At 66.0% G+C, this 18242-nt stretch carries 15 protein-coding genes; 7 read left to right on the top strand and 8 right to left on the bottom strand.

All coding sequences use genetic code 11. The features are described from left to right. Positions 1 to 13 precede the first annotated feature (13 nt). From CVV72_RS08100 to CVV72_RS08090, 3 genes are read right to left on the bottom strand one after another with little or no spacing between them, the layout of a single operon-like run. Positions 14 to 1294 (bottom strand): glycosyltransferase, encoded by a 1281-nt coding sequence (locus CVV72_RS08100; RefSeq protein WP_219151782.1) that lies wholly within the window; start codon positions 1292 to 1294, stop codon positions 14 to 16. 6 nt (positions 1295 to 1300) lie between these two features. Then, the gene (locus tag CVV72_RS08095; protein WP_219151781.1) at positions 1301 to 3019 is read right to left on the bottom strand and encodes a prenyltransferase/squalene oxidase repeat-containing protein; all 1719 of its coding nucleotides are present in this window, start codon (positions 3017 to 3019) and stop codon (positions 1301 to 1303) included. Between the two features lie 10 nt (positions 3020 to 3029). Next, positions 3030 to 4013 carry a UbiA family prenyltransferase gene (locus CVV72_RS08090; RefSeq protein WP_219151780.1) on the bottom strand — a complete coding sequence of 328 codons (984 nt, stop codon included), beginning with the start codon at positions 4011 to 4013 and terminating at the stop codon, positions 3030 to 3032. A 283-nt stretch (positions 4014 to 4296) separates the two neighbouring features. On the opposite strand from CVV72_RS08090, the gene senA reads away from it, so the two are divergent. The 5 genes from senA to CVV72_RS08065 all read left to right on the top strand — a co-directional run bounded on the left by senA (position 4297) and on the right by CVV72_RS08065 (position 9929). Further along, a complete protein-coding gene (senA, locus tag CVV72_RS08085) occupies positions 4297 to 5586 on the top strand; it encodes a selenoneine synthase SenA (RefSeq protein WP_219151779.1) in 1290 nt (429 codons plus the stop codon). Between the two features lies 1 nt (position 5587). Then, the gene (gene senB, locus CVV72_RS08080) at positions 5588 to 6601 is read left to right on the top strand and encodes a selenoneine biosynthesis selenosugar synthase SenB (RefSeq protein ID WP_219151778.1); all 1014 of its coding nucleotides are present in this window, start codon (positions 5588 to 5590) and stop codon (positions 6599 to 6601) included. Continuing rightward, entirely contained in the window at positions 6562 to 7482 is a 921-nt protein-coding gene (locus CVV72_RS08075; RefSeq protein ID WP_219151777.1) for a putative selenate ABC transporter substrate-binding protein, read from the top strand. The genes senB and CVV72_RS08075 overlap by 40 nt, the downstream gene beginning before the upstream one ends. Positions 7483 to 7488: 6 nt before the next feature. Continuing rightward, positions 7489 to 8259 carry a phosphonate ABC transporter ATP-binding protein gene (locus CVV72_RS08070; RefSeq protein WP_219151776.1) on the top strand — a complete coding sequence of 257 codons (771 nt, stop codon included), beginning with the start codon at positions 7489 to 7491 and terminating at the stop codon, positions 8257 to 8259. 74 nt (positions 8260 to 8333) lie between these two features. Further along, the gene (locus CVV72_RS08065) at positions 8334 to 9929 is read left to right on the top strand and encodes an ABC transporter permease (protein WP_219151775.1); all 1596 of its coding nucleotides are present in this window, start codon (positions 8334 to 8336) and stop codon (positions 9927 to 9929) included. Between the two features lie 11 nt (positions 9930 to 9940). Here CVV72_RS08065 and CVV72_RS08060 read toward each other — a convergent pair whose 3' ends face one another. Together CVV72_RS08060 and dxs are read right to left on the bottom strand one after the other, a co-directional pair. Next, positions 9941 to 11110 carry a cytochrome P450 gene (locus CVV72_RS08060; RefSeq protein ID WP_219151774.1) on the bottom strand — a complete coding sequence of 390 codons (1170 nt, stop codon included), beginning with the start codon at positions 11108 to 11110 and terminating at the stop codon, positions 9941 to 9943. A 32-nt stretch (positions 11111 to 11142) separates the two neighbouring features. Next, the gene (gene dxs, locus CVV72_RS08055) at positions 11143 to 13056 is read right to left on the bottom strand and encodes a 1-deoxy-D-xylulose-5-phosphate synthase (RefSeq protein WP_219153865.1); all 1914 of its coding nucleotides are present in this window, start codon (positions 13054 to 13056) and stop codon (positions 11143 to 11145) included. Between the two features lie 134 nt (positions 13057 to 13190). On the opposite strand from dxs, the gene CVV72_RS08050 reads away from it, so the two are divergent. Next, positions 13191 to 14243 carry an NAD(P)/FAD-dependent oxidoreductase gene (locus tag CVV72_RS08050; protein ID WP_219151773.1) on the top strand — a complete coding sequence of 351 codons (1053 nt, stop codon included), beginning with the start codon at positions 13191 to 13193 and terminating at the stop codon, positions 14241 to 14243. Positions 14244 to 14301: 58 nt separating this feature from the next. Here CVV72_RS08050 and CVV72_RS08045 read toward each other — a convergent pair whose 3' ends face one another. The 3 genes from CVV72_RS08045 to selD all read right to left on the bottom strand — a co-directional run bounded on the left by CVV72_RS08045 (position 14302) and on the right by selD (position 17181). Continuing rightward, entirely contained in the window at positions 14302 to 14751 is a 450-nt protein-coding gene (locus tag CVV72_RS08045) for an enediyne antibiotic chromoprotein (protein WP_219151772.1), read from the bottom strand. Positions 14752 to 15020: 269 nt separating this feature from the next. Next, positions 15021 to 16073, bottom strand: coding sequence for a polyprenyl synthetase family protein (locus CVV72_RS08040; protein ID WP_219151771.1), 1053 nt, complete (start codon positions 16071 to 16073; stop codon positions 15021 to 15023). Positions 16074 to 16104: 31 nt separating this feature from the next. Then, entirely contained in the window at positions 16105 to 17181 is a 1077-nt protein-coding gene (selD, locus tag CVV72_RS08035; protein ID WP_219151770.1) for a selenide, water dikinase SelD, read from the bottom strand. A gap of 242 nt (positions 17182 to 17423) precedes the next feature. Between selD and CVV72_RS08030 the strand changes: the two genes are divergently transcribed. Further along, positions 17424 to 18092, top strand: a complete 669-nt coding sequence (locus CVV72_RS08030) for a metalloregulator ArsR/SmtB family transcription factor (RefSeq protein WP_219151769.1) — start codon at positions 17424 to 17426, stop codon at positions 18090 to 18092. Positions 18093 to 18242 lie beyond the last annotated feature (150 nt).

The raw sequence follows: 18242 nt of genomic DNA, 5'->3' as shown, positions 1-18242 counted from the left end.
ACCGAACTCATGATCAAAACCCCCGCTCGGCGAGTCTGGCCACAGCCTTGGCGACACGTCCCGCGCCGTCTTCTCGCTCCACTGCGGCGGCCACCGCGCGAGCGGCAGCCGTGTGGACAGGATCGGTGACCGCGAGCCGCAAAGCGTCGGCGAGGCCGTCCGCGGTGAGCGCGCAGAACGGAATCGCCTTGGGCGCGACACCGAGCGCGACGATCCGGGAAGCCCAGAAAGGCTGATCGATCGTGACGGGTACCGGCACCGCGGGCACCCCGGCACGGAGCGCCGCGCCGGTGGTACCCGCGCCGGCGTGGTGCACGATCGCGGCCATCTGCGGGAAGAGCCAATCGTGGGGCGCGGCCCCGATCGTCAGGACGTCGTCGTTTCTCGCGTCGAGCTGGGCCCAGCCCGCCTGGATCACCCCGCGCAGGCGCGCCTTCCGGAGGGCGGCGGTGGCGAGATCCGCCAGCCGCTCGACCTCGCCGGGAGACATGCTTCCGAAGCCGATGAATACCGGCGGGGGGCCGGCCGCGAGAAAGTCGGTCAGAGCGGCCGGTGGCGTCCATCGCTTGCCGCGCTGGGCCCACCAGTATCCGACCACCTCCATTCCGCGCCGCCAGTCTCGCGGGCGGGGGAAGACCGTGGGACTGAAACCGTGCATGACCGGCCATTCCCGCCTGGCTTGGCGACGTCGGGTGTCCGCATACCCGGCCGCAGGTACGCCGAGCTGCGCGCGGAGGCGGTCGACCGCCTTCACGTACGCCTTGTTCGTGATCCTGAGGCCGATGTGTCCAGCCGCCTTGTTCCCCCACCATCCGTACGACCTGGCACCACCCATCGGCGGCGGGAACTGCCCCGTCGGCTCGGTGGGCCCCCAATAGATCCCCATGCTGGGGATTCGCCGAGCTTCGGCGAAGTGGTAGGCGAGCGGAGCGGCCGTGCCGGACAACAGGAGTACGTCGGTATCGTTCGGGACCGCGTCGATCAGCCCGCCGGCCACCTCGTACATCAGTTCACCGACGTCGCCGATGATCGCCTTGATCCGGCCTACCTGATCACGGGCCGACCTACGGGAGTACCCGGATCTTTCCCAGCTCTGAAAAGCCTGTGAGGACACCAGAGCCGCAGGGTCGCCAGGGATCGGGCTGAAGTCGAAACCGCATGATTCCAGCTGGTCGCCGAACACCTTGTGCGTGGCGAAGGTGACCTTCCAACCTTCTGCTTGCAGTCGTGCGCCGATTCCGGTGTACGGCGCGACATCACCTTGCGTTCCGGTTGTGATCACCACGGCACGCATGACGTTTCATACCTTCGTTCCGGCGATCCGGGCGCATTTGAGCCAGCGTCCGAGCGCGCGCAAGGAGTAGGTGTGTGCGATGAGATCGTCGCTGTAGTACAAAGTGTCGTAGTACAGCCCGACGCCTTGCGGGCGCCACGTGCCGCTCTTGTCCTGGTGGTCGAGTAACCACTCCACCGCACGCAGCACCTGGGGATCATCGAAGGGCCGTCCGCTGATGAGCAGCGAGAACAACGCCCAGCCGGTCTCTTCCGCGGTGCCGCCTTCGGGCGGACCCTCGATCACTTTGTCCGGCCAGGCACCGTCGGGTCGCTGGTGGCTGAGCAGCCAGTCGGCCGCCCTGGTCGCGACGGGGTGCTGCGCCATGCCGAGTTCGGCGTAGGTTTCGAGCACCTTCGCCGTTCCATGCGTCGAGTCGCGGAACCACAACGAAGAGAACGATCCGTCAGGTGCCTGGGTTTTCTCGAAGTACTTCAGTGCTCGCACCAGCGGAGAGCGTCCCTTGGCGCTGCCGCCGTGACGGTCGAACGCCATGACGACGTGAGACGTCACTCCCGGGCATGGTCCGTCGTGGATCATGGTCGAGTTGCGGACCCACTCCGACCATGAGCCGTCGCGGTTCTGCATGCCCAAGAGCCAGTCCAGGCCCAGCTGGATGCCTTGGTCACCGCGTCGCATCCCGAGTTCCGCAAGTGCGGTCAAAACGACCGCCGTGTCTTCCGACTCCGGCCATCCGGATGGTGAGGCCCAGGACCATCCGCCCGGCGCCATCTTCAACGGTGTGAACGGCTTCTTCCACTGGGTCGACAGCAACCAGTCTCGTGTTCCACGGAGACGCTCGTCCTTGCTGACGTCCACCATTTCAGCGAGCGCCAGCACGGCGTACGAGGTCACGGCGATCTCGAGGTCGCGGTCGATCGGCCATGAGCCGTCCGGCCGGATGGTCGAGAGCAGGAAGTCCAGGCAACCCTGCTGGATGTCGGCGCCGACGTCCTCGCCGGCGATGCGCAGGCCGCTGAACACCAACGCGCACATCAGCGCGCATTCCTCGATCCCGCCATTGGGACCCATGACCTCACGAAGCCAGTCCAGTGCCTTGGGTTCGGCCAGCCGGTGGGCATAAGCCTTCAACGGGCTCAGAGGAAGCACCCGCGCCTGTCCGATGCCCAGCCCGAGTACGCCGGGCAAGACGATCGACGCCCGATTACGCAAACTGCTCGGCAGGAGCATCACTTCGAGCGGCTGGGAGGGCTGGATGGTGACGTCGCGCAAACCTTCCATCGCCCAGACGATCGGGACGATCTCCCGCCAGGTCCTGGGTCCGCCGTCGCTCAGGTCCGGGGTGATGAGCGCTTCCCCACCGTGTCGGTCGATGTAGGCCATGCCTCGTTCGATCACGTCGCGTGAACCGTCGGGGTCCAGCACCTTGAACGCGGCGACGGCGAACGCGGTGATGTGCTCGCTGCTCGGCGGGTCGGCGTCGACCAGGCTCCAACCCCCGTCAGCACGCTGGTTGTCCCGCAGCCATTTCAAGCCTCGCGTGATCTGGTCGCGGTGCGCCTCCCTGCCCGCCCGGCCCAGTGCCAGGAGACCGATCGCGGTGGAGATCGTCGATGACGACATCCGGTCGGTCCAGCCTCCGTCGGAACGCTGTCGTGCGAAAAGCCACTCAGTCGCCAGATCCGCCGACGCGACGACCCGCTCGAAGAGTCCGCTGTCCCCCATCACAACTCCCTCAGACCGCACTGGGTTTCGGATTGGACCGCTTGGCCTGCCATCTGCGGCTCGGCTCGTAACTGCCCCGCATCAGGAACAAGGACGACAGGAAGGTGGCACCGATGAACGGGATCATCAGCCCGAGACCGAGCCAGATGCCGCCCGCCGCGGCGACGACCGCCGAGGCGAGGACCAGGCGCTCGATGACGAGTACCTCATGGGACTTGAGGCCGGCCACCCGCGGGATCGGGGTTCCCGCACGATAGAGCATCACGATCGAAACCCACGTCATCACGATCGCGATCGCGATGAAGGGCGCGTAAGCGCCATAGGAAAGCTCCGGCAGGACGACCAAAGGATAGCCGATCGCGAGCACCATCCACAGCACGTGCAGGACCACCATCAGGCGCAACGAGACCTTCTCGCCGTGGCGCACAGGGAAAGTTCGGTATCCCCCTTGCCGGTCTCCCTCGGCGTCGCAGATCGCACCGACCACATTGGACGCCGCGTCATGAAGCGCGAAGATCAACGCGAAGACGAACAAAGCCGGTGCGGGTGAAGGATTCGTCGAAAAGACACCGACAGCGAACGCGCACGCCGTGATCGCACCTCGGGCGAGATTGCCCCATGCGCCCCGCGCCTTTAGCACCTTGCTGTAGGCCACTCCGAAAGACAACGCCAAAACGACCATCGCCAAGTTGACGGGATTGAGCAGAACGGCGATGACCATCCCGAGCAGCACCCAGACAATCATTCCGGCGAGTGCGGTGCGCGGGCTCATCCGGCCGGACGGCAGAGGCCGCTGCGACTTGGTGATCTTGTCCAGTTCCCGGTCGAAGTAGTCGCCGCCGTACATAGCGGCGAACCAGCCGCAGGTCGGTGCCGCCCATGCCCCGATCAACTGCCAGACCGACCATGTCGGTGAAGCGACGACCGCACCCGCCACGCTCACGAGACCCGAATAGAAGACGAGGTCAGGTCGGCCCACTTCGAGGTGGGTCAAGAAGTGTTCCTTCATGGTCCGCTTAGGTCGGGCTCCGCTCCGGCTACCGGCCACAGTCATACAACCCCCATATGTCAGGCACCCAGCCCTTCGGACTCGGGCGCCGTCCCCGGCTCTTCCCAGCAGGCTGCACAGACGGACGTCCACCGAGACCCGTCTCCGTCGTTCCGAGCAAACCACACCGAACGATCAAATTCCACAGAACTATGAAACTTTCGAGGATGGGTCCTGACAACGGCGCACGGGTGTGCTTACATCGCTTTCAGCAACCTGGGAGGGCATCGTGGGGACTGCACCTATCAGCGCCGAGACCGTGGCGGAATGGGCCGTCGACGGCGCTCAGCGTGTGTTGGAGATCGTCGAAGACCTCACCGACGAACAGATGGTCGGGCCACTGCTGCCGACGGTGAACCCGCTGATCTGGGAGATCGGGCACATCGCCTGGTTTCAGGAGATCTTCGTGCTCCGGCGAGCGTGCGGGCACGATCCCATCCTGCCGTTCGCCGACTCGATCTACGACTCCGGCGCCATCCCGCACGACACGCGCTGGCGACTCAAACTGCCGACCCGCGAAGAGACGGTTTCCTACGTCCGGACTGTCGCAGAGAGAGTCGCCGAAGCGATCACCGCGAAGGACGCGACCGACGTCGCTTGCCATTTCGCCCGCTACACGGTCCATCACCACGACACGCACAGCGAAGCGCTTACCTACACCCGGCAAACACTCGGCCTTTCCATGCCGAAGCTGCCGGGACTCACCGACGCCGGCGCTACCTACGATGCTGCCGACAACTGGAGCGGGGACGTCCGCTTCGGCGGTGGTCGGTTCGTTCTCGGCGCCCAGATGTCTGACGCTTTCGCCTACGACAACGAAAAATGGGCACATCCGGTCGACGTCGCGCCGTTCTCGATGGCGAAGACCACGGTGACGCAAAAGGAGTTCGCCGCCTTCGTCGACGACGGCGGCTACCGCAACCCGCTGCTGTGGTCCGACGGCGGAGCCTGGCTCGCATCGACCAAGGCCGAGCACCCCACCTACTGGCGCAGGGCCGAGGAGGGCTGGCAACGTCGTCACTTCGACACCTGGGTGGACCTCGAACCGCATCTACCGGCCAGCAACGTCTCGTGGTGGGAGGCCGACGCCTATGCACGTTGGGCCGGACGCCGACTTCCCACTGAAGCCGAATGGGAATTCGCGGCCACCGGAGGTTCCTTTCCCAAGTCCGACTACCCATGGGGTGCGGCGCCGCCCGAAGCCACGCAGGCCGCGACCGACTGGCGGTCCGGCGGCCCTGTGCACGTCGGCGCGTGCGCTCCCGGCGACTCTCCCGACGGCTGCCGCCAGCTCATCGGCAATGTATGGGAGTGGACCGCGAGCGACTTCGTGGCCTACCCGAACTTCGAGCGTGACGCGTACTTCGAAAACTCGGAGCAGTTCTTCGGCAGCCGGAAGGTACTTCGAGGCGGGGCCTGGGCGACCCGAGGCCGCTATGTCCGGGCGATGATGCGGAACTACTTCACGCCCGATCGGCGTGACGTGTTCGCCGGCTTCCGGACCTGCGCGGCCGGCTGACGTGTTGCTGCTGGTGAGCCCGGCGCCGCCGAGCGCGGTCCTCGGCAACGGTGTGACCGCGGACCGGTGGTGCCGGATCCTCGCTGATCTCGGCCACGAGGTGGAAACCTCAGACCACTACGCGACTGGGCAGTACACCGGCCTCATCGCCCTGCACGCGGGAAAAAGCGGAGACTCGGTCCTGAAGTTCCGCTCCGCGCATCCCGACGCGCCCGTCGTGCTCGCCTTGACGGGGACCGACCTCTACCCGAGCCTGACCGCCAACGGCGTCGATCCCGCTGTCCTCGCGGCCGCGGACAGGATCGTGGTCCTCCAGCAACGCGCGCTCGACCAGGTTCCCCCGACTCATCGTGACCGGACGAGAGTGATCGTCCAGTCGATGCCGCCGATCGCCCCCGAACCAGCCGACGACTCCGTGTTCGAGGTCGCCTTTCTTGCCCATCTCCGCTCGGTCAAGGACCCCTTGCTGGCAGCGAACGCGGCGCGTCTCCTGCCACCCGAATCGAGGATCCGGATCACCCATGTCGGCGCCGGACTCGACGACGAACTCGCGATCGCGGCCAAGGCCGAAGCGTCGAGCAATGCGCGCTACGACTGGCTCGGCGCGCTCCCGCGGCCAGAGGCGTTGAAAGTACTTGCCCGAAGCAGGCTGCTGATACTCACCTCGCGGCACGAGGGCGGAGCGAACGTGGTGACCGAAGCCCTCGCCGCCGGCGTACCGGTGCTTTCCACAGCGATCGCGGGCTCCGTCGGACTGCTCGGCGAGGACTATCCAGGTTATTTCCCGGTCGGCGACGCGCAGGCCCTCTCCGTGCTTCTGCGAGCCGCCGAACTGGATCTGAACGACGTCTACACCCGGCTGGCCGCGGCCTGCGGCGAGCGCAGTCACATCGTGGATCCGCTGACCGAATCGAATGCGTGGGCCAGTCTGCTGGGGGAACTGAGCATCCCGGTCCCGCCGAGGAAGGACCGTGCGTGCGAAGGCTCACCTTATGGGCGGCCACGACCGCCCTGATCGCGACTTTGGCCGGATGCGGTGCCGCACCCGGCGATCCCAACGCACCGGGGAACGCTGCCGGCGACAAGGTCCTGAGCATCAGCGCCATCCCGGACCAGGATCCACAGAAGCTGCAGCGCCTCTACGGGACTGTGTCGGAGTATCTCGGAGCCCGGCTGGGCGTCAAGGTGCGCTACGTCCCGGTGACCGACTATACCGCGTCGGTGACGTCGTTTCGGCTAGGTGACCTGCAATTGGTGTTCTTCGGTGGCCTGACGGGCGTACAAGCACGACATCAGCTTCCCGGCGCCGTGCCGGTCGCGCAGCGAGACATCGACGCGCAGTTCCGGAGCGTCTTCGTCGCCTCCAGCACGGCGAACCTGCTGCCCGTCGGCAACGTCGCCGGATTGCGGAACCTGCAGGGTCATTCGCTCACCTTCGGCAGTGACTCCTCGACCTCGGGACGTCTCATGCCGGAATACTTCCTGGATCAGGCCGGAGTTTCCTTGGACAAGCTCAAAGGCAAACCCGGCTACTCCAGTTCACACGACGCGACCGCGAAGCTGGTCGAAGCCGGCACCTACGAAATCGGTGCGCTGAACGCCGCGGTCTGGGACGACCGGGTCAAGAACGGCAAGATCGACACCACCAAGGTTCGCGAGATCTTTCGCACCCCGACCTACCACGACTACCACTGGCTGGCGAGACCAGACCTCGACCAGCGCTTCGGCGCCGGTTTCACGAAAAAAGTGACCGACGCACTCCTGTCGCTGAAAGGTGACGACGATCAGCAGCGCCAGATCCTGGATTTGTTCCAGGCAAAGCAGTTCATCGCCACCGATGTGCGCAACTACGAGCAAATCGAGTCGGTGGCCCGGCGTATCGGTCTGCTCAGGTGATCGCCCGTGCCTGCAGATAGACCGTTCTTCGACGTAACAGACCTTCAGGTACGTCTCGGCGGCGCGGAGATCCTCAGGAACGTCAACCTCACGATCTCCCGGGGTGAACGCGTCGCCGTGATCGGCCCGAGCGGCGCCGGCAAGAGCACATTGCTCTCGGTGCTCAACGGCACGACCGCGGCCTCGTCGGGCTCGGTCACGGCGGCCGGATGCGACTACACCTCCGCGGGTACCCGTGCCGTGCGCGCCGTACAGCGCCGTATCGGCACCATTCACCAGCAGTTCGACCTGGTCGGCGAGCTCAAGGTCGTCCACAACGTCAACGCCGGACGACTGGGAGCATGGCCGCTGTGGAAGTCAGCACTGTCGCTGGTGCGGCCGCGAGACCTGGCCGAGGTAGGTAACGCGCTGCAGCGCGTCGGGATCGAGAGCAAGGTCAAGGCCCGTACCTCCGAACTGTCCGGCGGCGAACAACAACGTGTCGCGATCGCACGAATCCTCGTCCAGCGCCCGGACGCCATCCTCGCGGACGAACCGGTGGCCAGTCTCGACCCCGCGAGGGGCCGGGAGATCATCCGGCTGTTGCTCGACATCTGCGCGGGCTCGTCGACCACCCTCGTCGTAAGCCTGCACGACGTCGACATGGCGTTGGACCGTTTCGAGCGGGTAATCGGCATCCGAGGCGGACAGGTGATGTTCGACGAACCTCCGGTCGCCCTGACCACAGACCGGCTCGACGCGTTGTACTCCATGGAGGCCGCGGGACGTGAACGATGAGCATCTCCACACGACAAGCCCCTACCCCGACGGCTACGCCGCTGCCTGACCGCCCCGCGAATCGCGCTTCAGGGATGCTCTGGCTTGCCGGTACGGCCACGCTCGCCCTGGGAGCGCTCGTCTGGAGCGTCGCGGGCCAGGACGAAGTCGTCAAACCGGACGGCATGAACCTCGTCGGCGACTTCTTCGGCGCGGCCGTCCGGCCACGGCTGGACGGTGCGTTCATCTCCCTCGTGCTGCTCTCGACTGTCACGACCGTGAGCTATGCCGTCCTGGGAACGGGGCTCAGCCTCGTCATCGGGCTGGTCGGTGGGGTTCTGTGTTCGCAAGCCTGGTGGTCCTCAGGTGCCCGATCGACGAGGCGCCGCCGCGCGGCCGGATTGACGGCTTTCCGACTGCTTCTCGTGGTGCCTCGCGGGATCCACGAGGTCATCTGGGGATTGATCCTCCTCGCGATCCTCGGCGTCGATCCCCTGGTGCCGGTGCTGGCGATCGGTATCCCCTTCGGGGCGGTCACCGCGAAGGTATCCTCCGAGCTGATCGACGAAACGGGGCGCCGACCGTACGAGGCTTTGCTCGCTCAGGGCGCGTCGAGAACGTCGGCGATGCTGTACGGCCTGCTCCCGGCGGCGACATCGGAGCTGTTGTCCTACGGCTTCTACCGGTTCGAGTGCGCCATCCGCAGCGCCACGATCCTGGGTCTGGTGGGAGCGGGCGGCCTTGGATTCCAGATCACCCTCAGCTTCCAGACGCTGCAGTACGACGAAATCTGGACGTTGTTGTACGCGGTCATCGCCATCAGCTGGGCCGCTGATCGCTGGAGCTCGACCATCCGCCGCCGTCGGCAACGGCCCACGCGCGCGGGCCGTGACCCGGTACTCACCGGCTCGATCCTCCTCGGCTGCGCGCTTCCGGTTTTCGCGATCTGGTGGGTCGGCCTGGATCTCGCTGTCGCGCTCTCGCCGCGCGCATGGGCCGCGGCCGGTGACGTGTTCGCCGCGGCGTGGCCGCCCACGCTGGGGTCGGGAGGCTTCTCCGAGCTGGTGGTCGAAGCGTCGATCACCGTGATCATGTCGGTGCTGGCCGGAGTCATCGCCTTCTGCGGTGGCGCTCTGCTGGCTTTTCCCGCGGCACGCTTGTCCGAATTGGGCCGCGCCCGTTCCGGGCACCCGTTGGCGATCTCGCTTCGCGTGTCGCTGATGCTGCTTGCCCGGCTCGCCCTTCTGGTGATGCGCGCGATCCCACCGCCCATCTGGGCCCTGCTGTTCCTGTTCGTCCTGTTCCCCGGCGTCCTGCCCGGCGCATTCGCGCTCGCGATCTACACCGTCGGCATCCTGGGGAGGCTGATGGCCGAATCGGCCGAGAATCTCGACGGCCGGCCCCTACGCGCGCTGCGCGCTCACGGCGCGTCGGAGGTGCAGGTGTTCTGTTACGCCGTCGTACCGGCGGCCGCGCCCCGATTCATCGCCTACGGACTCTACCGCTGGGAAGTGACCATCCGCGAAACCGTCGTGGTCGGCGTCGTCGGCGCGGGCGGACTCGGGCTCGTCCTGCAGCAGCAGTTGGCCGGTTTCGACTACGGTGCCGCGCTCAGCACGCTGACGGCGATGGTGGTTCTCACCATCGCCGTCGACTTCCTGAGCGCGGCCATGCGCAGGTCATTGCGGTGATCGTGCGCCGGTCACCACGAAATCGGCACGTGTGTCGGAGCGTTGAGCATCGACCCGACCGTCCATTCGAGTTCCGACAGGGGCGCGTCGAGCCGCAGCGTGGGAAACCGGCGAGCCAGCTGACCGAACGCTTCGACCAGCTCCGCGCGGGCAAGCGGTGACCCGAGGCAGAAGTGAGTGCCGTGCCCGAAGGCGAGGTGCGGGACGAACTCCCGGCCCGGGTCGAATACATGGGCGTCCGCGCGGACGGAGGGATCGAAGTTCGCCAGGTGCAGGCTGATGAACAGCTGGTCGCCCTTCTTGATCGAGGCCCCGGCGAGCTCGGTGTCGATCTTCGCCCAACGGAAAAGCCCGGTGTCGATGGGTGTCTGGTGCCGCAAGACCTCGTCGACGACCTGGCCCGGCGTGACTTCCCCCGCTACCAGCCGATTCCATTGACCGGTGTGCAGCAGAGTCATCGTCCCGCGCGTGATCGACTTCAAGGTCGTTTCGTTGCCCGCGACCAGCAGCAGCACCACGGTCGCCACCAGTTCGTCTTCGGTCAGGGCGTCTTCGCCGTCCCGGGCCCGGATGAGGTGGGACAGGATGTCCTCACCCAAGTTCTTCCGCCGGTCGGCGACCAGCTGATGCATGTAGGCATACATGGCATCGACAGCGGTGCCGATCTCTTCCGAGGTGTACGCAGTCATCGCTGTGAAGATGTGCGACCAGTACCGAAGATGCTTCTGGTCGTCTTGCGGGACGCCAAGAAGCCGACAGATCACCCTCGTGGGCAACGGCATCGCCAGCGCGTCGACCAGGTCCAGTGGCGGGCCCTTCTCCTCCATTTCGTCGAGCAGGGACGTCACGAGCCCCGTGATGTCCGGAACCAGTGTCCGAACACGGCGGGGGGTGAAAGCCTGAGCGGCGAGCTTGCGGAGACGGGTGTGATCCGGCGGATCGATCACGACCATGTTGGCCCGGCTGTTGATCGACGAAGGATCGATCATGTTGCTGAAGCGGTCCGGTTCGGACAACACCTCCCGGGCCAGTTCGTCACTGGCGACGAGCCACGCTTTGATGCCGCCTGGACCGGTCACCGGCACGAGCGGGTTGTCGCGGACCAGTTCCAGAAGGAGCGGATCCGGTAGTCCTTCCGACGTCACCGGTCGTGGGAACTCGATTGTTTCGGTCGTGCTCATGGACATCCTCCCAGTGATCTTGCCGATCGATGTCACGCCGGCCGACGGCCTGTAGCTGTCTCGACCGGCCGAGGAGCGTGTTCGGCGACGAGCTGGGCGACCCGGGACTCGACGCATTCCGCGGTGAGCTCCAGTTCCTTGAGGACCTGGGCGCGTTTGCCGTGATCGAGGAATTTCCGGGCGATGCCGAGCGTGCTCATCGGCCGGTGCACAGAGTGGTGCCGCAGCATCCGGGCCACGCCATCGCCTACCCCGCCCGCGACACAGTTGTCTTCGACAACCACGACCACACGGTGGCGCCGCGCAGCGTCGACGAGGGCGGTGTCGAGCGGCGCGACCCAGCGCGGGTCGAGCACAGTGCAGCCAATTCCTCGCGCCTGCAGGCTCTTCGCCGCGGTGAGGCACAGTTCGACCATGGGACCGACACCGACGAGAAGCGCGTCCTCCGAACCGCCTTGGAAGACGACGTCCATGTCACCGAGCTTGCCGAGAGCGGGAATCTCTTCAGGAACAGGTCCCTTGGGATAGCGGAGCGCCGTCGGCCCCTCGTCGATGGCGACGGCTTCACCGAGGAGTTCCCGCAGCCGTTGTCCATCACGGGGCACCGCGACACGCAGGCCTGGAACGATCTGCAGTATCGACAGGTCCCACATCCCGTTGTGGCTGGGGCCATCGTCACCGGTGACGCCCGCGCGATCGAGAACGAACGTCACAGGAGCGCGGTGCAGTGCGACATCCATGAGCACTTGATCGAACGCACGGTTGAGGAACGTCGCATAGAGCGCGACGACCGGATGGAAGCCCTCCAGGGCGAGACCGGCCGCTGAGGTCGCGGCATGCTGCTCGGCGATCCCCACGTCGAAGATCCGCTCGGGGAACCTCTTCGCGAAGGTTCCGAGGCCGGTCGGCCGCAACATGGCCGCGGTGATGGCTACGACATCGGCGCGGGCTCCGGCTATCTCGACCAGTTCGGTACCGAAGACCGAACTCCAGGTCTCCTTCGACTGGTGGATCGACCTGCCGGTGACCGGATCGAAGGGCCCCGGCCCGTGCAGGCAGTCGTCCGCATGGTTCTCCGCCGGCAGGTAGCCGCGCCCCTTCTGCGTGAGACAGTGCACGATGACCGGCGCGTGCAGTCCTCGCGCTCTCCGCAACGCCGTTTCGACCGCGGCGAGGTCGTGTCCGTCGACCGGACCGAGATACTTCAACCCGAGATCCTGAAACAGCGCCTGCGGCGTCAACAGATCTTTCAGGCTGCGTTTGAGCCGCCGCAGCACCTCGTAGGCCGGCGCACCGACACGGCGGTTTCGAGGCAAGGTCCGCTTGATCGCGGCAAGGACTCCTTCGTAACCAGGTGACATCCTCAAGCCCGCGAAGTGATTGGCGATTCCTCCTGTCGTGGGCGCGTACGACCTGCCGTTGTCGTTGACCACGATGATGACCGGCCGATCTCGGGCTGCGCCGATGTTGTTCAGGGCTTCCCAAGCCATGCCCCCGGTCAGCGCCCCGTCACCGACGACCGCGACGACGGCGCGGTCCTGACGGCCGGCCAGCTTCAGCGCCTTCGCGACTCCGTCTGCCCAGGACAGCGCGGTGGACGCGTGGGAGTTCTCGATGACATCGTGTACGGATTCCGAACGACTCGGATAGCCGGAGAGCCCTCCTCGCTGCCGGAGGCCGCCGAACCCTTCACGCCGTCCGGTCAGGAGCTTGTGCACATAGGTCTGGTGGCCGGTGTCGAACAGCAGCCTGTCCGCCGGAGACTCGAACACCCGATGCAACGCGATCGTCAACTCGACGCAGCCGAGATTGGGGCCGAGGTGGCCACCGGTCCGGGAGACGGCGGACACGAGTTCCTTCCTGATCTCGCTCGCCAAGACCTCGAGCTCGTCGTAGGTCAAATCAGCGAGATCACCGGGTTCGTGCACGTCGTCGAGGAGCGTCACTCGATCCCCCATCATCGATCCGGCATGGGCCAGGACCCGGCTCACGATACAATATTCCCGCTAATTGTGGAATATCGGATGAGTGGGCAGGATAAGGTTCCGTGAGCGCTTCCGATACAGCGAGTGGGGGTTCCATGGCCGAGTACGACGCCCTGGTCATCGGCGGCGGGCAGGCCGGTCTCGGCATCGGCTACCGGCTCCGGGAGGCCGGTTTGGACTTCTTGATCGTCGACGCCCACGGGCGTACCGGCGATTCCTGGCGCGAGCGCTGGGACTCCTTGGAGCTGTTCACTCCTCGCCCCTTCGACTTCCTGCCAGGCATGAAGCTGCCGAAGTCAGCCCCGTACTACCCGCGCAAGGACGACATCGCCGACTTTCTCTTCACCTATCGAGAGAAGTTCGACTTGCCGGTACGACACAACTTCTCCGTACAGAAGGTCGAACAGGTCGCCGAGGGATTCCTGGTGTCCGGACAAGATGACAACTTCACCGCACGACAGGTGATCATCGCGGCAGGCGCGTTCCACACCCCCCGCATACCCGACTGCGCCACGCGACTGGACCCCGGAGTCTGGCAAGGTCACTCGCATTCCTACCGTCGCCCATCTGACGTTCCCGACGGCAAGGTTCTCGTTGTGGGCGGCGGAAACTCGGCCGCCCAGATCGCCGACGAACTGTCCGCGACGCACACGGTCACGATCGCCAGCAACGGCCCGATCGGGTTTTCACCACGTTCTTTGTTCGGCGTGAGCATCTTTTGGATCCTGCATCTGACGGGCATGCTCCGATCCGACAAGGATGCGGCGATTTCCCGGTACGTCCGCCCGTATTCGGACACGGTGATCGGGCGGACCCTAAAGCGCAAAATTGACCGCGGCGTCGTCCGGCACATCCCGCACTCCGTTGTCGACTGCGAAGTCTCGACCGTGGTGTTCGCGGACGGCGGCCGCGACGACTTCCCCAGCGTGCTGTGGTCGACCGGCTATCGGCCCTCCTATGAATGGGTCAAGGTGGACGGCGCGCTCGACGATGCGGGGGCGCCGCTGCAGGACCATGGTGTGTCGCCGGTCTCCGGCCTGTTCTGGATCGGCTTGCCCTGGCAGGGAATGCTCAACTCGGCGCTCGTCAACGGCGTGACCGCCGAGTCTGCCGCACTAGCGGAAGCGATACTGAAGGAACGGACCTGATCGAGTCGCCGACGGGAGCCCGGTGGGGGTGTCCCGGCTCCCGCCGGCGACTCCTCAATCAGCCGCCGAAGGTGATCGACGCCGGGGGCGCGAAGACCGAGGGGTCAGCCTGGCTGCCCGCGGCGATCGAGCACGGTCCGGCGGCACAATCGACCTGACCGGCCGGCTGCCCGGTGACCGGGTTGGTTCCGTCGAATGTCGAACGGACCACAATGGACGCCGATACCGCTCCCGCCCCATCGGCCGTCGTCGAGACGTAGTCCGGGTAGTTGCAGCTGAGCTGCGCCGGATCACTCGGCGCGTTGCACTGAACGATCGCGATACCCGAACCCGCGGGGAAACCGCCGCCGGTGACGGCGACACTCTGCCCGTCGGACAAACCATTCGCCGGACTGACACTGATCGACGGCGCGTCCGCGTTGGCGGGCTGCGCAAGGACGACCAGTGCGGCGGCGCCCGCGAGCGCGACCGCCGCGCGCGCGAGCCGCCTGTTGCCGGACATGATCATGATGAGTTCCTCCCAGTACACATGGATGTCGGCGAGCGCCGCCCGGCACCTGCAGTGCGCCCGAGCAACACCATACCGTGAATATAGGTAATTATTACCTGGGTACCCTAAATTGAGGGTACCCAGCGCCCGATCAAGGTCAAGTGCCATCCGGGTGAGTCGATCACGACCCCGATCACGCGCTTCGACGGAGATAAGGTGTCTGGCACACAACAAAAGCCGGGGTGTGCGACGCACACCCCGGCTTCAGCGTCCCTCAGCGATCGGAGTCAGTGATCGCGCGCGATCACCAGCTCCGCGATCCAGCAGAGTCGATCCCGGCTCGCCGACGGAGGCAGGCAGTCCAACGCATAGCGTGCCTTCTGCGCGTAGTCCCGGGCGATCGCCGCCGTCGTCGCCAGCGCACCTGTCCGCCTCAAGAGATCGTTGAGCAGATCCAGCGCATCGAGCGGCGACAGGGCTTTCGCCATGCAATCCCGGATGATCTGCCGCTCGGCCTCGTCCGCTGCCTGATACGCCTCGATCACCGGCAAGGTCATCCGCGCGTTCTCCAGGTCGCTGGTGGCGGATTTACCGGTGGCCTCAGGGTCGGACACGTAGGACAAGAGGTCGTCGTGAATCTGGAAGGCCATCCCGAGGTACTCACCGTAGGCGGCGAGCGCCTCGATGTCGGAGAGCTGGCCTCCTCCCATGATCGCACCGCTTTCGCAGGCACCGCGGAAGTACGCGGCGGTCTTGAGCTTGGCGACCATCAGATAGGCGTCCGCGTCGAAGCGGAGATCCCGCGACAGTTCCGATTCGAGGCATTGCCCGCGGCACAGATCCAGACCTGCTCGCGAGACCGCGGCAAGGGCCGAGACGACCCGATCGGCGGGCACCCCCGCCTCCCGGCATTCGGCGAGCCCAGCGAACAGATCGAAGATCAACGCGTCGCCGGCGACGATCGCGTCACCGACACCGAACTTGTGCTGCACCGACGCGCGACCGCGACGCAGGTCATCGTGATCGATGATGTCGTCGTGGACGAGGCTCGCCACATGACCGCACTCGGCGCCCACGGCCGCCGGGAGCACCCAGTCGAGTTCACCACCGACCGCCAGCGCCGACTCCGCGAGCAACGTGGGCCGGAAGAGCTTTCCCGTCGGGACCAAGGCGTAATGACACATCGTGCCCAGGAAGCTCTGGTCGCCCGCCCACCGCCGTTCGAGCTCCGCTGCCACCGTCGCCGTCACGTCCGGCCCATACCGTGGCAGATCGGCATAGGACGACGGGATTTCGTATCTCGTGCCGGCCCCAGCCGCGTCAGGCAAGACTGCGCTCATAGTTCCTCCCTACGCTCGGCACTGCCCCCGACTACGGCCCAGTGAGCACCGTGACCTGGCCAGCGCTTCCCCCAACAACCCTGCCGACCACCGCGGCGGGATGACCATCCGCCCGCAGTGCGGCGACGGCCGAACCGGCGTCCCCACCCGCGGGCACGGCGAACAGCAGACCTCCCGAAGTCTGGGCGTCGTGCATCAAGACGGCCACGTCCTCGGGCACTTGCGGATCAACCGTCACGCTTCCGGAAAGATGTGTCATGTTCGCCCGCGTACCACCGGGCACATAGCCTCGGGCGATGGCTTCGCGAGCCCCGTCCAGCAGGGGCACCGATGACGCGTCGATCTCCGCGGCCAGCCCGCTCGCCGCGGCCATCCGGTGGAGGTGGCCGGCGAGGCTGAAGCCGGTGACATCGGTCGCCGCGACCGCCCCCGCCTGTCGAGCGATCTTGCTCGCGGCCGCGTTCAGCATCGTCATGGACGCGATCGCCCCGTCGACCCACGCGGGTTCCGCTCCGTCGTTCTTGATCGCGGTGGAGATGACTCCGGTGCCGATGGCCTTCGTCAGGACGAGAGTGTCGCCCTCGGCGAGCTTGTCGATCTGGAAAAGCCGCTCCGGATGCGCCAGTCCGACCACGGCCATTCCGTACTTCGGGATCGGGTCGTCGATGGTGTGACCGCCGACCACGAAGCAGCCGGCCTCCTTCGCCACGTCGGCTCCCCCGCGCAAGACGTCCGCGAGCAGCTCCATGGGCAGTTCGTCGCCCGGCCAGGCGGTGAGGTTGACCGCGATGATCGGCGTACCGCCCATCGCGTAGACGTCCGAAAGCGCGTTGGCCGCGGCGATCCGGCCCCATTCGCGAGCGTCGTCGACGATCGGCGTGAAGAAGTCCGTGGTGAGGATCAAGGCGCGTTCGTCATCGAGGCGATAGACCGCGGCATCGTCCCCCTCGGCGGCTCCGACGAGCAGATCGCCGGCAGCGGGTTCCAGGTCCGTCCCCAAGGAGGCGAACATGTCCTCGAGTTTGGACAACGGCAGCTTGCACGCACATCCCGCTCCGCGAGACAACGAAGTCAGCTTGACCGCCGGGGGGTGCACAGGAAGGCTCATTGTTGCTCCATTACTACATGGAGGACTGTTCGACAGTCCTGACGCTAGCAGGCATGGTGCAGGACGCGTAAGACCAGCGCGACTCTCGGCTTGGAATCCGAGATCCGTTGCCAGGGCTTGGGCTACCGAGCGGTACGCCTTTTACCTGAAGTGTCTCCCACATGTCGGCAATGTTGCCTACATCACCCGATCGGACCCATGCCGCCGTCGGCAGAACGAGAACTCCATGAGAAACTGGACGAATGACCGGCAACGCGCGCCCCAAGGATGCCGTCTTCGAGCAGTTCGCTCGGGTCGGCAAGGCTCTGGCGAGCCCGAAGCGGCTTGAGCTCATCGACGTGCTCGCCCAGGGCGAGCGCACGGTGGAGTCCCTGGCCCAGGCGGCCTCACTCAAGCTCACCACCGCGTCGGCCCACCTGCAGACCCTCAGACAGGGCGGCCTGGTCACGAGCCGCAAGGAGGGCACCCGGATCTTCTATCGCCTCGCGGGCGAGGAGGTTCTCGAAGCCTTCGTCGCGGTGCGGAAAGTCGCTGCCAAGCAGCTGGCCGAAACCGACCGGGCGGCACGCGACTTCCTCGGCGAGGATGGCGTCGAAGCGGTCAGCCGCAACGATCTACTCGAACGAGTACGGACGAAGCGCTGCCTGCTGATCGACGTGCGCCCACCCTCGGAGTTCGCGGCAGGCCACATCGAGGGCGCCCAGTCCATTCCCCTGGATCAGCTTTCCGATCGACTGGCCGAGCTCCCTGCCGAGATGGAGATCGTGGCGTACTGCCGCGGTGAGTATTGCGTCCTGTCCTACGACGCCGTTCGTCTCCTGCGGGCGAAGGGGCGCCCAGCCCGTCGGCTTGACGGCGGAATGATCGAGTGGCGACTCGAGCAGAGACAGATCTCGGCGTCCGCGGCCTGATTTCCTGAGCCGAGGCCCCTTTCGGCTTCCAGCAGGTCAAAGCCCTCATCCCCGCCGAGAACACCATGTGCGGGGATGAGGGCTTTAATATCGCCACTCAGATGTGCAATCATCCACGGAACAGTGGATAGGGCGGCCGGGGTGGGTCAA

Source organism: Amycolatopsis sp. TNS106 (assembly GCF_019330265.1).
GTDB classification, from domain to species: Bacteria; Actinomycetota; Actinomycetes; order Mycobacteriales; family Pseudonocardiaceae; genus Amycolatopsis; species Amycolatopsis lurida.
The sequence above is the reverse complement of the archived record's forward strand: the minus strand, read 5'-3'. Positions and strand labels throughout refer to the sequence as shown.